This window comes from Glaciihabitans tibetensis, assembly GCF_003003265.1.
Lineage (GTDB): Bacteria > Actinomycetota > Actinomycetes > Actinomycetales > Microbacteriaceae > Glaciihabitans > Glaciihabitans tibetensis.
Map to the genome: position 1 here is coordinate 37,207 of NZ_PVTL01000003.1, position 15,517 is coordinate 52,723.

The 15,517-nt window shown below is 64.2% G+C and carries 17 protein-coding genes; 8 read left to right on the forward strand and 9 right to left on the reverse strand.

What is annotated here, in order from left to right; translation table 11 throughout:
• Nucleotides 1-17 precede the first annotated feature (17 nt).
• From trpS to B0I08_RS06165, 3 genes are all read right to left on the reverse strand, one after another.
• Nucleotides 18-1,028, reverse strand: a complete 1,011-nt coding sequence (gene trpS, locus B0I08_RS06155; protein WP_106210931.1) for a tryptophan--tRNA ligase — start codon at nucleotides 1,026-1,028, stop codon at nucleotides 18-20.
• A 69-nt stretch (nucleotides 1,029-1,097) separates the two neighbouring features.
• The gene (locus B0I08_RS06160) at nucleotides 1,098-1,958 is read right to left on the reverse strand and encodes an exodeoxyribonuclease III (RefSeq protein ID WP_106210933.1); all 861 of its coding nucleotides are present in this window, start codon (nucleotides 1,956-1,958) and stop codon (nucleotides 1,098-1,100) included.
• Nucleotides 1,959-1,967: 9 nt separating this feature from the next.
• Complete coding sequence (locus B0I08_RS06165; RefSeq protein WP_106210935.1) at nucleotides 1,968-3,071, reverse strand: YihY/virulence factor BrkB family protein; 1,104 nt, start codon at nucleotides 3,069-3,071, stop codon at nucleotides 1,968-1,970.
• 233 nt (nucleotides 3,072-3,304) lie between these two features.
• Here B0I08_RS06165 and ptsP point away from each other — a divergent pair, with 233 nt between their 5' ends.
• Nucleotides 3,305-4,969 carry a phosphoenolpyruvate--protein phosphotransferase gene (ptsP, locus tag B0I08_RS06170; RefSeq protein ID WP_106210937.1) on the forward strand — a complete coding sequence of 555 codons (1,665 nt, stop codon included), beginning with the start codon at nucleotides 3,305-3,307 and terminating at the stop codon, nucleotides 4,967-4,969.
• 91 nt (nucleotides 4,970-5,060) lie between these two features.
• Nucleotides 5,061-5,456, forward strand: coding sequence for a hypothetical protein (locus tag B0I08_RS06175; RefSeq protein ID WP_106210939.1), 396 nt, complete (start codon nucleotides 5,061-5,063; stop codon nucleotides 5,454-5,456).
• Between the two features lie 48 nt (nucleotides 5,457-5,504).
• Here the strand turns inward: B0I08_RS06175 and B0I08_RS06180 are convergent, their stop codons facing one another.
• Nucleotides 5,505-6,410 (reverse strand): alpha/beta fold hydrolase, encoded by a 906-nt coding sequence (locus B0I08_RS06180; RefSeq protein ID WP_106210941.1) that lies wholly within the window; start codon nucleotides 6,408-6,410, stop codon nucleotides 5,505-5,507.
• Between the two features lie 53 nt (nucleotides 6,411-6,463).
• On the opposite strand from B0I08_RS06180, the gene B0I08_RS06185 reads away from it, so the two are divergent.
• The 5 genes from B0I08_RS06185 to B0I08_RS06205 all read left to right on the forward strand — a co-directional run bounded on the left by B0I08_RS06185 (nucleotide 6,464) and on the right by B0I08_RS06205 (nucleotide 9,290).
• Nucleotides 6,464-7,009: a TetR/AcrR family transcriptional regulator gene (locus B0I08_RS06185; protein ID WP_106210943.1), complete on the forward strand. Its 546-nt coding sequence runs from the start codon at nucleotides 6,464-6,466 to the stop codon at nucleotides 7,007-7,009.
• Nucleotides 7,010-7,091: 82 nt separating this feature from the next.
• Entirely contained in the window at nucleotides 7,092-7,544 is a 453-nt protein-coding gene (locus B0I08_RS06190) for a glycohydrolase toxin TNT-related protein (RefSeq protein WP_146134328.1), read from the forward strand.
• A complete protein-coding gene (locus B0I08_RS06195; protein ID WP_106210947.1) occupies nucleotides 7,541-8,077 on the forward strand; it encodes an Imm61 family immunity protein in 537 nt (178 codons plus the stop codon). Before B0I08_RS06190 ends, B0I08_RS06195 begins: the two co-directional genes overlap by 4 nt.
• Nucleotides 8,078-8,104: 27 nt before the next feature.
• Nucleotides 8,105-8,608 carry an Imm61 family immunity protein gene (locus tag B0I08_RS06200; RefSeq protein WP_181243269.1) on the forward strand — a complete coding sequence of 168 codons (504 nt, stop codon included), beginning with the start codon at nucleotides 8,105-8,107 and terminating at the stop codon, nucleotides 8,606-8,608.
• A 175-nt stretch (nucleotides 8,609-8,783) separates the two neighbouring features.
• Entirely contained in the window at nucleotides 8,784-9,290 is a 507-nt protein-coding gene (locus B0I08_RS06205) for an Imm61 family immunity protein (protein ID WP_146134329.1), read from the forward strand.
• A gap of 111 nt (nucleotides 9,291-9,401) precedes the next feature.
• Here B0I08_RS06205 and B0I08_RS06210 read toward each other — a convergent pair whose 3' ends face one another.
• The 5 genes from B0I08_RS06210 to B0I08_RS06230 all read right to left on the reverse strand — a co-directional run bounded on the left by B0I08_RS06210 (nucleotide 9,402) and on the right by B0I08_RS06230 (nucleotide 14,260).
• Nucleotides 9,402-10,157, reverse strand: coding sequence for a succinate dehydrogenase iron-sulfur subunit (locus tag B0I08_RS06210; protein ID WP_106210952.1), 756 nt, complete (start codon nucleotides 10,155-10,157; stop codon nucleotides 9,402-9,404).
• Entirely contained in the window at nucleotides 10,157-11,980 is a 1,824-nt protein-coding gene (gene sdhA, locus B0I08_RS06215; RefSeq protein WP_106211575.1) for a succinate dehydrogenase flavoprotein subunit, read from the reverse strand. The genes B0I08_RS06210 and sdhA overlap by 1 nt, the downstream gene beginning before the upstream one ends.
• A 59-nt stretch (nucleotides 11,981-12,039) precedes the next feature.
• The gene (locus B0I08_RS06220) at nucleotides 12,040-12,495 is read right to left on the reverse strand and encodes a succinate dehydrogenase hydrophobic membrane anchor subunit (RefSeq protein WP_106210953.1); all 456 of its coding nucleotides are present in this window, start codon (nucleotides 12,493-12,495) and stop codon (nucleotides 12,040-12,042) included.
• Between the two features lie 2 nt (nucleotides 12,496-12,497).
• The gene (gene sdhC / locus B0I08_RS06225; protein ID WP_425432990.1) at nucleotides 12,498-12,932 is read right to left on the reverse strand and encodes a succinate dehydrogenase, cytochrome b556 subunit; all 435 of its coding nucleotides are present in this window, start codon (nucleotides 12,930-12,932) and stop codon (nucleotides 12,498-12,500) included.
• A gap of 143 nt (nucleotides 12,933-13,075) precedes the next feature.
• Nucleotides 13,076-14,260: a glycosyltransferase family 4 protein gene (locus B0I08_RS06230; RefSeq protein WP_106210955.1), complete on the reverse strand. Its 1,185-nt coding sequence runs from the start codon at nucleotides 14,258-14,260 to the stop codon at nucleotides 13,076-13,078.
• A 117-nt stretch (nucleotides 14,261-14,377) separates the two neighbouring features.
• Between B0I08_RS06230 and B0I08_RS06235 the strand changes: the two genes are divergently transcribed.
• The gene (locus B0I08_RS06235) at nucleotides 14,378-15,499 is read left to right on the forward strand and encodes a mannose-1-phosphate guanylyltransferase (RefSeq protein ID WP_106211579.1); all 1,122 of its coding nucleotides are present in this window, start codon (nucleotides 14,378-14,380) and stop codon (nucleotides 15,497-15,499) included.
• The last annotated feature ends 18 nt before the right edge of the window (nucleotides 15,500-15,517 follow it).

The window sequence follows — 15,517 nt, forward strand, 5'->3', positions numbered from 1 at the left end:
TACGCCCGCCGCCGCCGCTACGCCTTGCGGCGCGGCAGCAGTCCGATGCGGTCGTATACCTTTTCGAGTATCGGCCGGGCGAGTGCTTCTGCTCGGTCCGCGTTGGTCGCCAGGATGCGGTCGAGTTCGGCCGGATCATCCAACAGCTCAAGGGTGCGGGCACGCACGGGATCGAACTCGGCCACGACGACGTCGGCGACCGTCTTCTTCAGATCGCCGTAGCCCTTGCCCTCGAACGACGCCACGAGTTCGGGCATGGGCGTGCCGGTGAACGCCGACATGATCGTGAGCAGGTTCGAGACGCCGGGCTTCAGCTCGCGGTCGAAGCGCACCTCGCGGTCGTCGTCGGTCACCGCAGACTTGATCTTCTTCGCTGTTTTGCTCGGTTCGTCGAGCATCCAGATGATTCCGGCATCGGTCGTTGCCGACTTGCTCATCTTGGAGGAGGGGTTCTGCAGGTCGTAGATGCGCGCGCTCTCGGCGAGGATGAACGGTTTCGGGATCACAAAGGTGTCGCCGAAACGCGAATTGAAGCGCGCGGCAAGGTCGCGAGTGAGCTCGACGTGCTGCTTCTGGTCGTCGCCGACCGGCACGAGTTCGGTGCCATACAGCAGGATGTCGGCTGCCATCAGGATCGGGTAGGTGAAGAGCCCCACCGAGGTGAAGTCTGATCCCTGCTTGGCCGACTTGTCCTTGAACTGGGTCATGCGACTCGCCTCACCGAACCCGGTGATTGTGTTGAGGATCCAGGCCAGTTCGGTGTGCGCGGGCACGTGCGACTGCACGAAGAGGGTCGACAGTGTGGGGTCGATCCCGGCGGCGATGTACTGCGCGGCCGTGCGGCGGGTCTGTTCGCGCAGCAGCTTCGGGTCTTGGGCGACCGTGATCGCGTGCAGGTCGACCACGCAGAAGATCGCCTCGTGGGTTGCCTGCAGATCCCGCCACTGCAGCAGCGCACCGATGTAGTTGCCGGCGTGGAGCGAGTCGGCGGACGGTTGCATACCGGAGAACAAGCGGGGTTGGGTCATGACTTCAGTCTTCCATCAGTGCGAGGGTGGGTAATTCCGATGTCGCAGTCAACTCAGGTCGCAGTCGACTCAGATGTCGTAGTCGACGACGACGGGGGTGTGGTCACTCCAGCGTTGGTCGTAGGCCTCGGCACGGTCGACCGCGTACTCGACGACGGTGTCGGCCAGGGCGGGAGTCGCGAGCTGGTAGTCGATGCGCCACCCCGTGTCATTGGTGAAGGCCTGGCCCCGCCAGCTCCACCAGGTATAGGGACCCTCGACTTCGCCGGAACGCTGGCGCCCGACATCCACCCAGCCCAGGCCCTTTCCTGTTGTGCCATCGACCCCCGTCACGTCTTCGCCGAGGGGGCCAAGGAAGCGGTCAAAGTAGGAACGCTCGCGCGGCAGGAACCCGGCCCGCTTCACGTTGCCCTTCCAGTTTTTGATGTCGAGCTCGCGGTGGCCGACGTTGAGATCGCCCAGCACCACCGCGTACTCGCTGTGCGCGGCAAGCTCGGGCAGGCGGTTCGACATTGCGTCGAGGAACTTGTATTTTTCGACCTGCTTGGGGGTGTCGGCCTCGCCGGAGTGCACGTAGGTGCTCACGACCGTGATGATTTTGCCGTTGACCTCGTAGTCGGCCTCCAGCCAGCGCCCGGCACTGTCGAACTCCTCATCGCCGAGCGACACCCGGTGGATCGAGGCCTTGCCGTGGTCGGAGGCTTTACGGCTGGCGAGCGCCACACCCGCACGGCCCTTCGCGGTGGCGGCGTCGTGCAGGATGTCCCAGTCGGGACCGAGCAGGGCCTCGATGTCTTCTGTGGAGGCGCGCACCTCCTGGATCGCGAGGATGTCGACCTCACGCGAGTCGAGCCACGCACCCATTCCCCTGCGGTAGGCGGCGCGGATGCCGTTGGTGTTGATTGTCGCGATGCGGAGCGGTTTTGCCATGTCGAAAGTTTAGTTTGAGCCCCGGACATCGCCGGCCGCGCCGGTGGCCGTTGCCCGGGAGGCGGGATCGGTGTTCGTCTTCCTCCATCGACGGGGGATGAATCGGGCGAATCCCTTGGGGCGTGCCAGTTCCTCGGCCGCGCGTGCAGCCGCGCGTTCGGCGGCCTCGCGTTCCAGTCGCGCGGCCTCGGCGACCGGATCGAGCGGGATGCCGGCATCGATCATGCCGACCGCGACCCAGGTCGACGACAACAGAATGACCTGGCAGATGAGGTTGAACCAGATCAGCAGACCGATGATCACCGCGAACGAGGCGAGCAACGGGTTGTTGCTTGCGCCGCCGAGCAGGGTCGAGCCGAGCACCTTGAGCACGCCGAGTCCGATTCCGCCGAGGAAGGCGCCCGCGAGCAGGCGTCGGAACGGAATCACGATCGCCGCGACGACCCGGAAGAACGCCGCGAGCACCAGGGTGTCGAGCGCGAGCACGATCGCCAGACCCACGACGCGTGCGAGCGCATTGGCGAAGAAAGAATCGTTTCCGATACCGACCCAGCCGAAAACCGTGTCGAGCGCGGCGGTGCTGAAGACCGACAGCGCGGCGGAGATGAGTACGACTACGCCGAAACCGATCGCGAGCCCCAGGTCCTTGAGCTTCTGCAGGATCAGATTGCCCGGAAGCGGGCCGAGGTCGAACAGGTCGCGAATGGACTCTCGACCGGAGGCGAGCCAGCCGAGGGCGGTGAAGAGCAAGCCAAAGAGCGCGAGCGCGCCGGTCCAGCTCAGCGCGCCGGTGTCGAGCAGCATCTCGGGATCGATCGCGCCGTCGCTTTCGGCGGTGTCGATGAGGCCGGGCACAGACGAGCTGAGGACGTCGAACAATGACTGCCGCAACGCATCATTGGACTGCAGAAAGAGACCGATGATCGAGAAGGCGACCCAGATCGCTGCGAAAACGGCGAAGATCGCCTGGTAGGAGAGGCCCCCTGCCAGGATGGCTCCCCGACGCCGCGAGTAGTGCCCGAAAACGCGCACGGGCTTCAGCTGCATCACCCACGCGATCACAGCGCCGATCCGGGACTGTGGTGTGGTTTTCTCGGCCTGGTCGTTCGACATTCCCTAACCCTAACGATTCACGACGGCTGTTGATCTGGCCCGCCCCGGGGTGGCGGCGATACCTCTCTATAGGGCGCGTCTCAGGTGGCGTAGAGCACTACGTCCCTGGTCGCCCATTGCGTGCCGTCACCGGCAAATATCGTGCTGACACAGGAGCCTTACGGCCCGAATCCGTGGTGAACCCTCACATAAACAGTAGGTAGGCTTGCCGGTGATTTGTAGAAAGGTCACTCATGGAACTGCACGGTGTAGGCGTAGGTCGTAGCGCGGCGATTGGTCCGATTCTTCGTATGCCGGAGCCGTTGCCGCAGCCCGAGGCCGCGCAGCACAACGGTAACGCAGAAGCCGAACTCGCCACGGTCAAGGTAGCCCTCGGTGAGGTCGCTGCCGACCTGACCGCCCGCGGTGCCCAGGCCGGAGGCGACGCAAAAGACGTTCTCGAAGCCGCAGCCCTCATGGCCCAGGACCCCAGCCTCATTGACGACGTGACTGCCCGCATCAATGCGGGCACCACGGGCGAGCGCGCCGTGTTCGAGGCGTTCGCCGCTTTCCAGGACATGCTGACGGCGATGGGCGGCTACATGGCTGAACGTGCGACGGACCTGGGGGATGTCTCGCAGCGAATCATCGCGAACCTCCGAGGCGTTGCGGCACCCGGCATCCCGACAAGCGACGTGCCGTTCATCCTTGTGGCATCGGACCTCGCGCCCGCGGACACCGCGCTGCTCGACCTTGAGCGTGTGCTTGCGCTCATCACGCGCGACGGCGGTCCCACCAGCCACACCGCGATTCTCGCCCGTTCGAAGTCCATCCCCGCGGTGGTGGGTGTGACCGGCGCCCTCGACTTGGCCGATGGCACGATTGTTGTGGCGGATGCCGCGACCGGAGTCGTCACCGTTGACCCCACCGCCGAGCAGCGCGCCGAGGTCGAAGCAGCCATTGCGCGTCGCCTCGAGGTCGCCGCGGCACCGCTCACCAACGGTGTGCTCGCCGACGGCACGCTCGTGCCGCTGCTGGCGAACCTCGGATCCCCGAAGGAGGCCGCCAACGCGGTCGAGCTCGGCGCCGAGGGCGTTGGTCTGTTCCGCACCGAGTTTTTGTTCCTCGACTCGAAGACGGCGCCGACCGTCGAAGAGCAGGAGAAGCAGTACACCGAGCTCCTCGCGGCGTTCCCCGGCAAGAAGGTTGTCGTCCGAGCGCTCGATGCCGGCGCTGACAAGCCGCTGAGCTTCCTCAACGCGGCCAAGGAAGAGAATCCCGCCCTCGGTCTGCGTGGACTGCGTGCGCTGCGGGCGAGCGAGCAGATTTTGCGCGACCAGCTCACCGCGCTCGTCAACGCCCAGAACGCCACCGAGGCGGACCTCTGGGTCATGGCCCCGATGGTCGCCGACGCTCCCGAGGCCGAATATTTCGTCGCGCTCGGCAAGGAACTCGGGCTGAAGACCGTCGGTGCGATGGCCGAGATTCCGAGCCTCGCGCTCGTCGCCGACCAGGTCGCCGAGGTCAGCGACTTCGTGAGTATCGGAACCAACGACCTCACGCAGTACACGATGGCCGCCGACCGTATGCTCGGTTCCGTCGCCAGCTACCAGGACCCGTGGCACCCTGCCGTGCTTCGCCTGATCAAGATGTTGGGGGATGCCGGTGCGGCCGCAGGAAAGCCGGTGGGCGTCTGCGGTGAAGCTGCCGCCGACCCGCTGCTCGCGGTCGTTCTGGTCGGACTGGGAGCCACGACCCTGTCGATGACTCCGGCAGCACTCGTCGACGTGCGTGCGGAACTTGCGGGTGTCACGCTCGACGAGGCCCGCGCGAAGGCGGCTGCCGCCCTCGGCGGACGTAGCGCGGACGAGGCTCGTGCCGCGGCCAGCGCAGTTGTAGCGGCGGGCGCGCAGGCGTAACCGGAATCCGTTCAGGAGAACGTCTCTCGCGCAAGAGGTGGTTTTCTCTCGTGTGCCGCTGCCATCGTGGTGTCGAGCGAGAGGCGATTCGATGGCGCGACAACGGCGGGACCCGACAGCTCTGGAAACGGCGATCCAGCAGGCCCGCGACGGGGTGATGTCAGAAGACATTCTGATGCTCATCCTCGCGGGCAGCACCGTGATTGTGCCGAGCGGCCGCGAACCCCTCAACAGTGTGACCGAAGTTCGCCCGGTGCTCATCCCGAACCCGACGGGGCTGCGCCTTGCCGTCTTCACGCACGCGGACTTCGTCGGGGGCATACCGCGCAGCTCGCGCTACCAGGTCGACATGGAGGTTTCGGTTTTGCTCCAGTTGATCCCCGCGGATACCGGCATCACCGTGAACCCGCGCAGTATGACCACCAGCCTCGATATGGCCCCCGGGGCGGTGCAGGCTCTGCGCGAACTCTTCGCCGGCGCGTCATAGGCCCCGTGTAGACGGTGTAGACCGTGCAGTCGGAATAGGCGGCCCCGATCATTTGGGCGCGAACATCTCGCGGGCGTGCCGCACCACCGCTTCGGGCGAGTCGTCGGCAACGAAGTGCGCCGCACCTTCCTCAAACACCACCGCGAGGTCGTCGGCGTGGCCTTCGTATCCGCCGGCCATCTCTCGACGCAACCCGCGGTCGGCGAGTCCATAGACCAGCCGCGTGCGGGCGGTGAGGTGTCGGTCGCGGTAGTGGCCCGACATAATTCGTGCCGCCTCCGGAAGGATGAACTTTCGGTACAGTGCCGAGCCCGCCCGGGCATGGGCCGGGTCGCGCAACGGGGTGAGGAAGATATCGATGTCCCTCTCGGTGAAGGCCTGTGGGCTGGCCTGGAATCCACGCAGCAGGTACCGGGCGAGCCGTTGTTGGCCCCGTCCGAGCAGGCGCGGCCCGAGCCCTGGAGCGGCGACCACGGGCTGGAACCACAAAAATCTCAAGAGCGGGATGTACTTTGGGCTGAACCGAACCCAGGGGTGCGGTGTGGCGAGGCACAGAATTCCGTCCACGAGGTCGGGCCGTTCGAGACCGAGCCGGAACGCGAGCAGCGCAGACCAGTCGTGCGCGATGATGCGCACCCGTGTCAGCTGCAACGCATCGATCAACGCGAGCAGGTCGGCGAACAGCTGGTCGCTGTCGTAGCCCGTCGGCGGCGCGTCGGTCCAGCCCGCTCCTCGAAGGTCGGGGCAGATCACCCGAAAGTCGCTGGCGAGGGCGGGCATCACGTCGCGCCATTCCCACCAGTGTTCGGGAAACCCGTGCAGCAGCAGCAGAGGTTCGCCGCTGCCGGCCTCGGCGACGTGCATGCGCAGCCCGGGGAGGTCGATATAACGATGCTCGACGCCGTCGAGGTGAGGGATCGCAGCGTCGACTGTGGTGTGCGATGTCTCTTTCATGACGGCAGGTTACTACGTTCGTAGTGTCGTGTCACTATGTTTATAGTGAGAACATGGCATCCACCAAAATTCGCGCACTCGACGCGGGGATCGAACTCGTCGGAACCGAGGGCCTTCGCGCGCTGACGCACGTTCGCGTCGACGATCGGGCTGCACTCCCGCGGGGATCGACGTCGAACTGGTTCCGCACCCGCGATGCCCTGTTTTCGGGAGTGATCGACCACATCGTCGACCGGGAGATGGCCGCGGTCACGGCCCGAGCCCCCGTCACGGCCGCCGAGCTGGTCGAGCAGCTCGCGGCCCTGGTCGAGTTCACCACCGGCGAAAACCGCACCCTGACCACCGCGCGGCTCGCGCTGTTCATGGAGGCCAGTCACAACCCAACCCTGCGCCAGTCCGTCGCCGCGGGTCGGGCCGCCATGGAAGCGTCGATGCATGCGGTGCTGCAACGCCTCGGCGTGGGGGAGTCTCACCGCGTCGCCGCCGCGGCAGCAATCATGGCCTGTGCGGAAGGTCAGATCCTGCACCGGATTGCGCGGGGCGACACAAGCGACCCCCGCCCGACGTTCGACGTGGTCGTGCGCGGGGCGCTTGGGTGAGGTGGTGCGCGTTGACGATCGCCACTGGGACGCCGATGTGCTTGCGCGAAAGGGCATACTAAAATTGTGACAATCTCAAAAAGTGCCCGCTCCACGCGCTCAACATCGATTCTGTCCTGATTGTTCCAAGGAAGGCACGACGTTGGATTTTGATAGATATCCGCCAAACCATGGCTCGGCGCGCGGATCCATCATCCGATACTCGAGCATCGCGGCGGCGGTGGAAGACTACGGCGCATCGGTCGACCGCATCGGGCCCGAATGCGGCGCCACGATGCACCTGCGCATCGACGGCAACGCGTCATCGTTCGAAGACCGCTCGTTGCCTGTGTCCGCATTGGCGCTGCGTTACAACGTTTACACGCTTAATCCTGATGCGCCGGGTGGGCTGCCCGACGGCTGGTCGCTTGAGTTGTCAAGGGTTGCTCCCGCGTTCGGACGTGACGGCGGAGCAATCCAGGTGAAGTTCATCGACGACATTGACAAAGAGGTTTCCGTTTCAGATGCTCGCGATCTCGGATTGGTGATTCGATGACTCTCCGCGACGTAGCAACGCGCATCGTGGAATGGGCTGCGCCCCTCAAGCTTGCGTTCGGCCTCGACGACACGGGCACCTATGCGCACATCTTCACTCCCGGTGGCGAGACGAACTGGTTTCTTCGAACAAACAACGGTGAGTTTTTTGTGGGAACGAGAAACCGAGCATCGGAAGAGTTCTTCGACATCGCGACGCTGACGGAAGACGACATGGAAAAATATCTCGTGAGCGCCGTCAGCCCATCGGTTCGCGCCGAACAACTCCCCGAGGTTCCACGCCTCGCACCCCACGTCCGGCTCGAGGAAATCACTCCTGGGTTCACGCTGGTGCCCGTAGACGATGGGAGTCCTCATGGCATCCTTTTGGAAAACGGGCAATATCGTGCGCGATTCTCCTCATTCAAAACAGCCATGCACGCGGTCAGGTTCAGCCAGTATGCAAACGCAACGGTCGAAGAGATCAAGGCTTCGTACGCCGACGAGTTTGGCAAGCCGATCTTCACAGTCGACGTCACCCAGGTATCTGCCTGAGCCCGGATGAGTGTCGCGGAGATGGGCATGAGGCTCGCGGAGTGGGCGCGGCCAATTGGCCTGGCCCCCCGGGTGGTTTCCGACGACGAGGTCGTTCTGATGGACGGCGGCGGGGAGTTGCGTTGGTATGTGCGGAACAGTTCGGGACGCATCACTGTTGGAACAGCGCAGCGATCGGCTACAGAGCGTCTAAGGATGGCGACGGAAGATGTGCTCGACGCTGAGCGGTATCTGACGGTCACCTTCGGACGTTCGACGAGACAGGTGCTATTCCCGAAGGTGCACTTGCTTCGTTTGCCGTGGGAATCCGAGGGCGTCGCGAAGGGATTTGCAGTTGTCCCATCGGATGATGGCGACCTCCCTGCAGTGGTGTTGGAACTCGGAATTGAGCGTGCCCGCTTCAGTAATATTCTGGTCCCATACGAGGCAGTGCCTTTTACTATCTATGCCAACACCTCGATCACCGATCTGCGCGAGTCGATGCTGGACAGATTCGGGAAGCCTGCTCTAGCTGCGTATGTCGATCCCTAAGTCACATGATCCGGCCGACATTCATCGCCAGACTCTAGCAAAGGGGGCACATCCACATGGCGAAGCCACTGGCGTCCACACCGAGTGAGCGATCCTCGTCGCGGTAACGTTCGTTTCTTGACGTACTCGGACACCCGCTCTCTACTGTTATTACCAAGCGAAAGTCGGATCCTCGGTGAGCCCTGAAAAGACAAATGACCAACGCCTGATGGAAATGGGCGCGCGCGTCGCCGACTGGCTCGAACCGCTCGGTTACAGCAGTTCTGAGTCCAGCTCGGGCGGTTGTGTGGTGGCGAATCTGGGTGGCGAGACACGGTTTTACGTCCGAGAGGGTGCAGACGATTACGTTGTGACCAGCGCGACTCGCTCGGGGTCCGAGGAGTTTGAGGTGGCCTGCAGAACGATCGAGGATAGCGAGAAGTTTCTCGTTGCGCAGTTTGGTGGCGCGTTGCGGTACCAGGTCAGACGCGACGCCCCGCCCTTCGATGTGCCGTGGCGGCCGAGCGAGTTCGCTGTGGGGTTCACACTTCGCGCTAACGAGAAGGGACAGGGTGTCCTCGAAGAGAACGGGTTGTACTGGGCAACATTCCCCATCTTCGAGTCATCACCCGGTGCCGTCGGTTTCTCGCACTACGCGCATGTGTCTGTCGACCATCTCATGAACATGTTTATGACGAGCTAGGAACGCCCTGAGCCCTGCTCATGCACAATCATTAACGGACGAGGTGGATGTCGCGTCGCCACGACATCCACCTCATAAAGCACTGCGGCACAAAGAAGTGCGCCGGCCGCTCTACGCCTTGCCGCGCAGGATTGCGGCCTTGACCTCGGAGATAGCCTTGGTGACCTCGATGCCGCGGGGGCACGCCTCGGAGCAGTTGAAGGTCGTGCGGCAACGCCAGACGCCCTCTTTGTCGTTGAGGATGTCGAGGCGAACCTTGGCGTCCTCGTCGCGGGAGTCGAAGATGAAGCGGTGCGCGTTGACGATGGCGGCCGGGCCGAAGTACTGGCCGTCGGTCCAGAAGACTGGGCAGCTCGAGGTGCATGCGGCGCAGAGGATGCACTTGGTGGTGTCATCGAAACGCTCGCGCTGCGTGACCGACTGAATGCGCTCCTTCTCGGGATTCGAGGAAGCGATGAGGAAAGGCTGGATCTGGCGGTAGGACTCGAAGAAGGGCTCCATGTCGACGATGAGGTCCTTCTCCAGCGGAAGGCCCTTGATGGCCTCCACGTAGATCGGCTTCGTGGTGTCGAGGTCCTTGATCAGGGTCTTGCAGGCCAGACGGTTTTTGCCGTTGATGCGCATCGCGTCCGAGCCGCAGATGCCGTGGGCGCAGCTGCGGCGGAACGTCAGCGAGCCGTCCTGCTCCCACTTGATCTTGTGCAGCGCATCGAGGACACGGTCGGTGGGGTAGACCTCAACATCGAAGTCCTGCCAGCGCGGCTCATCATCGACGTCCGGGTCGAAGCGGCGGATGATCAGCGTCGCTGTGAAGGTGGGGATGACCTCCGGGGCGCTGGGGTTGTTTTCGAGGACCGCAGTGCTCATTAGTACTTCCTCTCCATCGGCTGGTAGCGGGTGATCACTACGGGCTTGGTGCTGAGTTTGATGTGGTCGACTGCATCGGCTGACCCGGCGTCACCCGAGAGGTACGCCATCGTGTGAACCAGGTAGTTCTCGTCGTCGCGGAGCGGGAAGTCCTCCCGGAAGTGGCCGCCTCGGCTCTCCTTGCGGGAGCGCGCGGAGTACACCACAACCTCGGCGAGGTCGAGCAAAAAGCCGAGCTCGACGGCCTCGAGCAGGTCGGTGTTGAACCGCTTGCCCTTGTCCTGCACCGCGATGTTTTTGTACCGCTCGCGAAGATTTTCGATGACCTCGGTGACTTCGGTCAGGGTTTCCTCGGTGCGGAACACCTGGGCATTGCTGTCCATCGACTCCTGCAGCTCCTTGCGGAGAACGGCGATGCGCTCGGTGCCGGTGGAGTTGCGCAGCATTTGCAGCAGAGCGCGGATGTCGGCAGCGGGGTCGTTGGGCAGCGGCACAAAGGGCGCGGTCTTGACATACTCGACCGCGTTTTTGCCGGCCCGCTTGCCGAACACGTTGATGTCGAGCAGCGAGTTGGTGCCGAGGCGGTTCGAGCCGTGCACACTGACGCAGGCGCACTCGCCAGCGGCGTAGAGGCCGGGAACGACGGTGGTGTTGTCGCGCAGCACCTCGGCGGCGACGTTGGTGGGGATGCCGCCCATGGCGTAGTGCGCCGTGGGAAGTACAGGAACGGGTTCGGTGTAGGGCTCCACACCGAGGTAGGTGCGGGCGAACTCGGTGATGTCCGGCAGCTTCGCGTCGATGACGGCCGGCTCGAGGTGCGTGATGTCGAGGAAGACGTAGTCCTTGTTCGGTCCACCGCCGCGTCCCTCACGGATCTCCGTGGCCATACACCGGGCGATGATGTCGCGCGGAGCGAGGTCCTTGATAGTGGGCGCGTAGCGCTCCATAAAGCGCTCGCCCTCGCTGTTGCGCAGAATCGCGCCCTCGCCACGGGCGGCTTCAGACAGGAGGATGCCGAGGCCGGCGAGCCCGGTCGGGTGGAACTGGAAGAACTCCATGTCCTCCAACGGCAGGCCCTTGCGCCAGATGATGCCGACGCCGTCACCGGTGAGGGTGTGCGCGTTGGAGGTGGTCTTGTAGATCTTGCCGAAGCCGCCGGTGGCAAAGATGATCGCTTTGCCCTGGAAGACGTGGAGTTCACCGGTCGACAGGGCGTAGGCGACAACGCCACTGGGCTGGTCGATGAAGCCGCCCTTGCCGTCATCCACCGAGGTCATCACCAGGTCGAGCACGTAGTACTCATTGAAGAAGTTGATGCCGAGCTTGACGCAGTTTTGGTACAGCGTCTGCAAAATCATGTGGCCGGTGCGGTCCGCTGCGTAACAGGCGCGGCGCACCGGGGTCTTGCCATGGTCGGCGGTGTGGCCGCCGAAGCGACGCTGGTCGATCTTGCCGTCCGGCGTGCGGTTGAAGGGCAGGCCCATGTTCTCGAGGTCGAAGACCGCGTCGATCGCCTCTTTTGCGAGGATCTCGGCCGCGTCCTGGTCAACGAGGTAGTCGCCACCCTTGATGGTGTCGAAGGTGTGCCACTCCCAGTTGTCTTCTTCGACGTTCGCCAGCGCTGCGGCCATACCGCCCTGCGCGGCACCGGTGTGGGAGCGGGTCGGGTAGAGCTTGGAGATCACCGCGGTGTTCGCGTGCGGGCCAGCCTCGATCGCTGCGCGCATTCCGGCGCCGCCAGCGCCGACGATGACAATGTCGTGCTGGTGATAATGCACACCGTCGACGATCGCGCCGTCTTCGTACTGGGTCTGGGCGGGCAGGTGCTGGCCGGGGAGCCCAAAACTAGGCGTGTCGAAGCCCGGAACGCCAGAAACCGTCACTAGTTCGCACCGCAGAAGCTCGGAAGCAGGCTTACATCCTCGATGGAAGGACAGGGGTCGAGCGTATAAATCACAAGGGTTCCAAGCACGAGAAGGATGGCGGTAGAAGCGAAGATCGCACCGAGCAGTATTTTGCGTACCCGGGGGTTGGTGGCGTAGTCGTTCACGAGGGTGCGCATGCCGTTGGACCCATGGATGAGGGCAAGCCAGAGCAGCGCCGTGTCCCAGACAACCCAGAACGGGTCGGCCCACTTACCCGCGACGAAGGCGAAATCGATCGCGCTGACGCCGTCACCGGCGACCAGGTTCACGAAAAGGTGGCCGAAGATGAGAATGATAAGGATCACACCGCTGACGCGCATGTAGATCCAGCCCCATTTTTCCCAGTTGATGCCGCGGCCGCTCTTGCGAGCTGCGTTCGCGGAGCGCGGTGCGGGGACGGTTTCTGCGGTCATCGTCAGCCTCCGAAGACGTGCATCAGGTGGCGCGGCGCAAAACCGATGATGGTGATGACCCACAGCGCGATCACGACGTAGAACATGGCCCGCTGGTGCCGGGTGCCGAAGCTCCAGAAGTCGATGAGGATGATGCGGATGCCGTTGAACGCGTGGAACACGATGGCGATCACGAGGAACAGCTCACCGATGCCCATCACGGGCGTCTTGTACATGCTGATGACGGCGTTATAAGCCTCGGGGCTGACCCGTACGAGCGCCGTGTCGAGGATGTGCACCAGCAGGAAGAAGTAGATTGCCGTGCCCGTGATGCGGTGCAGAACCCACGACCACATTCCCTCCTGACCGCGATACAGGGTTCCCGCAGGGCGCCGGGGAGACTTGATTGTGGGTTTGGCGGGGGGCATCGCCAGGGTACCCGCCGACTTCTCTGGCACGAGCAACCCTCCTTGCGGATGATCGGGACCGCGTCACGGCGGCCGACTGACGTTCTCTTCGCTTGCACCTACCAGTCTATGCAGACGAATAGTTCCGCGCTTGCAAGGAGACCCTTATTCGTGAGAACGATTTTTGACGCGGCTCAAGAGGCTTTCGTCCCGGCGGGCTGCCGGCCCCGTACTCGAGCCGAAACGGCCCGCGCCGACACCACACGCGCCGAGGTGATGCGCACCGAGTGATAGTGCCCGAGCAGTTCGTCGCAGACGCTTTCCCAGCTGCGGCCGAGAACGCCACGGCGCCCTGCTTCTCCCATGCGATGTCTCAACGCGGGGTCGCGGGCCAGGAGTTCGACCGTAGACGCCAGCTCCGCATCATCCACCGGGTCAAAGAGAAAGCCGGTACGGCCGTGGTCGATCAGGTCGATCGGGCCGCCGGAGCGCGGGGCCACCACCGGAAGGCCACTGGCGTGGGCCTCCTGCAGCGTTTGCCCGAACGTCTCCTCGGTGCCGGTGTGCACAAAGAGGTCGAAGCTCGCATAGGCGGCAGCGAGGGCATCGCCGCGCAGCTCACCCAGGTAGGTGACCGGCATGTCGGCAAGCGCCCGCTTCACCTGGGGCGTCGAGGGTCCGGCGCCGACGAGGGCGATGGAGATGCCCGGGATGTCGCGGAGCGCAGCCAGCCGTTCGATCTGCTTCTCCGGGGCGAACCGACCGACGTAGCCGACGACCACCTCGCCGTTCGGTGACAGCCGCTCCCGCAGGGCGACGGCTTCTGGCATCGCGCGGTTGCGCGGGTGGTACTGCACCAGGTCGACGCCGCGACCCCACCGGCGCAGGCGCTTCAGGCCTGCCCGGCGCAGGTCCACCATCGAGGAGCTCGAGGGTACGAGGGTGAGTGAGGCGTCGTTGTGGATCCAGCGGATGACCCGCCAGGCAAACTTTGTGGCGGCGCCGAGGCGGTTGCGCCGGGCGTAACCGGCGACATCCGTCTGGAAGATCGCGATAGAGGGGATGCCGAGCCGGCGGGCAGACCCGATGGCTCCGGCTCCGAGGAGAAAGGGGGATGCCGCGTGCACCACATCGGGTGCGAAGTCAGCCAGGATCCGCTGCATGTGCGCGTTGGGGAGGCCGACGGGAAACTGCCGGTACATCACCGCGGGCACCTGCACTACCGGGAATCCGGCGTATTCGGCGGGCGCTCCCGCGGCCGGCACAATCACGATCGCGTCGTGTCCGCGAAGCCGAAGGTGGTCAAGAACCTTGCACACACTGTTTGTCACCCCATTTGTGGTGGGGAGAAAGCTTTCGCTGACAACGGCTACACGCATAGGCACGACCCATTCCCTAGGGGACTCCTGATGCGTCTCACGTTAGGGGGCTGGGGTTTCTGCCCGGTGAATGGGTTCTTAAGTCTGGGGTTGTCTAATAAGTCTATGGTGGTGGTCATGACCGATAACCGCAGCCCCATGGACCGCTTTTATTCAGTTATCCCGGCGGGAGGCATCGGTTCCCGGTTATGGCCCCTGTCCCGCGCGGATGCCCCCAAATTCCTGCACGACCTCACCGGATCGGGTCACACGCTCCTGCGCGACACCTGGGACCGGCTGGTTCCCCTGTCCGGTGCTCACCGGATCATGGTCGTCACCGGCCGCGCGCATCGCGCCGCGGTCGAGAACCAGATTCCCGAGCTCGAAGATAACAACGTGGTACTGGAGAGCGAGCCGCGCGAATCCTCCGCGGCCATCGGGCTGGCTGCCGCCATTCTCGAGCGTCGTGAACCGGGCGTCATCATCGGTTCCTTCGCCGCAGACCACGTGATCAGTGACACCCGCCGCTTCCGTCACGCCGTCACCGAGGCCGTCATCGCGGCCGACGCGGGGTACATCGCCACGATCGGCATCACGCCCACCGATGCCGCGATCGGTTTCGGGTATATCCGGTGTGGTGCAAGCCTCGCCATCGAGGGGGCTCCGAATGCTCTCGTCGTCAACAGCTTCGTCGAAAAGCCCGACCTGGAGACCGCCGAGGCGTACGTGGCGGCGGGCAATTACCTCTGGAACGGCGGAATGTTCATCTCGCGGGCCGACGTCCTGCTCAAGCAGCTGGGCGAATCCGACCCTGAACTGCTCGCTGGCCTGCTGGAACTCGCCGAGGCCTGGGACACCCCCGAGCGCGGCGCGGTGGTTGACCGTGTCTGGCCCGACCTGACCAAGATCGCGATCGACTACACGGTGGCGGAGCCGGCCGCGGTGCAGGGTCGCCTCGCCGTGATCCCCGGGGACTTCGACTGGGACGACGTCGGAGACTTCGCGTCCATCGCCAAACTCCACTCCTCCGGTCGTAAGACCGACCTGGCGATCCTCGGTGAGAACGCCAGGGTGCTCGCCGACTCCTCCAGCGGTGTCGTCGTGAGCCAGACGAACCGATTGATCTCGCTGATCGGCGTCAACGACATCATCGTGGTTGACACGGATGACGCGTTGCTGGTCACCACAACCGCGAACGCCCAGCGGGTGAAGTCGGTCGTCGACGCCCTCAAGCTGTCCGGCCGCACCGACGTCCTATAGCGTCGCGTCGCGTCCGCA

Excerpts from the sequence above, each read along its gene's own strand:
- B0I08_RS06210 (WP_106210952.1), bottom strand. The coding sequence starts at position 10,157 with ATGAGCACTGCGGTCCTCGAAAACAACCCCAGCGCCCCGGAGGTCATC.
- B0I08_RS06175 (WP_106210939.1), top strand. The coding sequence starts at position 5,061 with ATGGCGCGACAACGGCGGGACCCGACAGCTCTGGAAACGGCGATCCAG.
- B0I08_RS06195 (WP_106210947.1), top strand. The coding sequence starts at position 7,541 with ATGACTCTCCGCGACGTAGCAACGCGCATCGTGGAATGGGCTGCGCCC.
- trpS (WP_106210931.1), bottom strand. The coding sequence starts at position 1,028 with ATGACCCAACCCCGCTTGTTCTCCGGTATGCAACCGTCCGCCGACTCG.
- B0I08_RS06230 (WP_106210955.1), bottom strand. The coding sequence starts at position 14,260 with ATGCGTGTAGCCGTTGTCAGCGAAAGCTTTCTCCCCACCACAAATGGG.
- B0I08_RS06200 (WP_181243269.1), top strand. The coding sequence starts at position 8,105 with ATGAGGCTCGCGGAGTGGGCGCGGCCAATTGGCCTGGCCCCCCGGGTG.
- B0I08_RS06235 (WP_106211579.1), top strand. The coding sequence starts at position 14,378 with ATGACCGATAACCGCAGCCCCATGGACCGCTTTTATTCAGTTATCCCG.
- B0I08_RS06165 (WP_106210935.1), bottom strand. The coding sequence starts at position 3,071 with ATGTCGAACGACCAGGCCGAGAAAACCACACCACAGTCCCGGATCGGC.
- ptsP (WP_106210937.1), top strand. The coding sequence starts at position 3,305 with ATGGAACTGCACGGTGTAGGCGTAGGTCGTAGCGCGGCGATTGGTCCG.
- B0I08_RS06185 (WP_106210943.1), top strand. The coding sequence starts at position 6,464 with ATGGCATCCACCAAAATTCGCGCACTCGACGCGGGGATCGAACTCGTC.
- B0I08_RS06160 (WP_106210933.1), bottom strand. The coding sequence starts at position 1,958 with ATGGCAAAACCGCTCCGCATCGCGACAATCAACACCAACGGCATCCGC.
- B0I08_RS06220 (WP_106210953.1), bottom strand. The coding sequence starts at position 12,495 with ATGACCGCAGAAACCGTCCCCGCACCGCGCTCCGCGAACGCAGCTCGC.
- B0I08_RS06180 (WP_106210941.1), bottom strand. The coding sequence starts at position 6,410 with ATGAAAGAGACATCGCACACCACAGTCGACGCTGCGATCCCTCACCTC.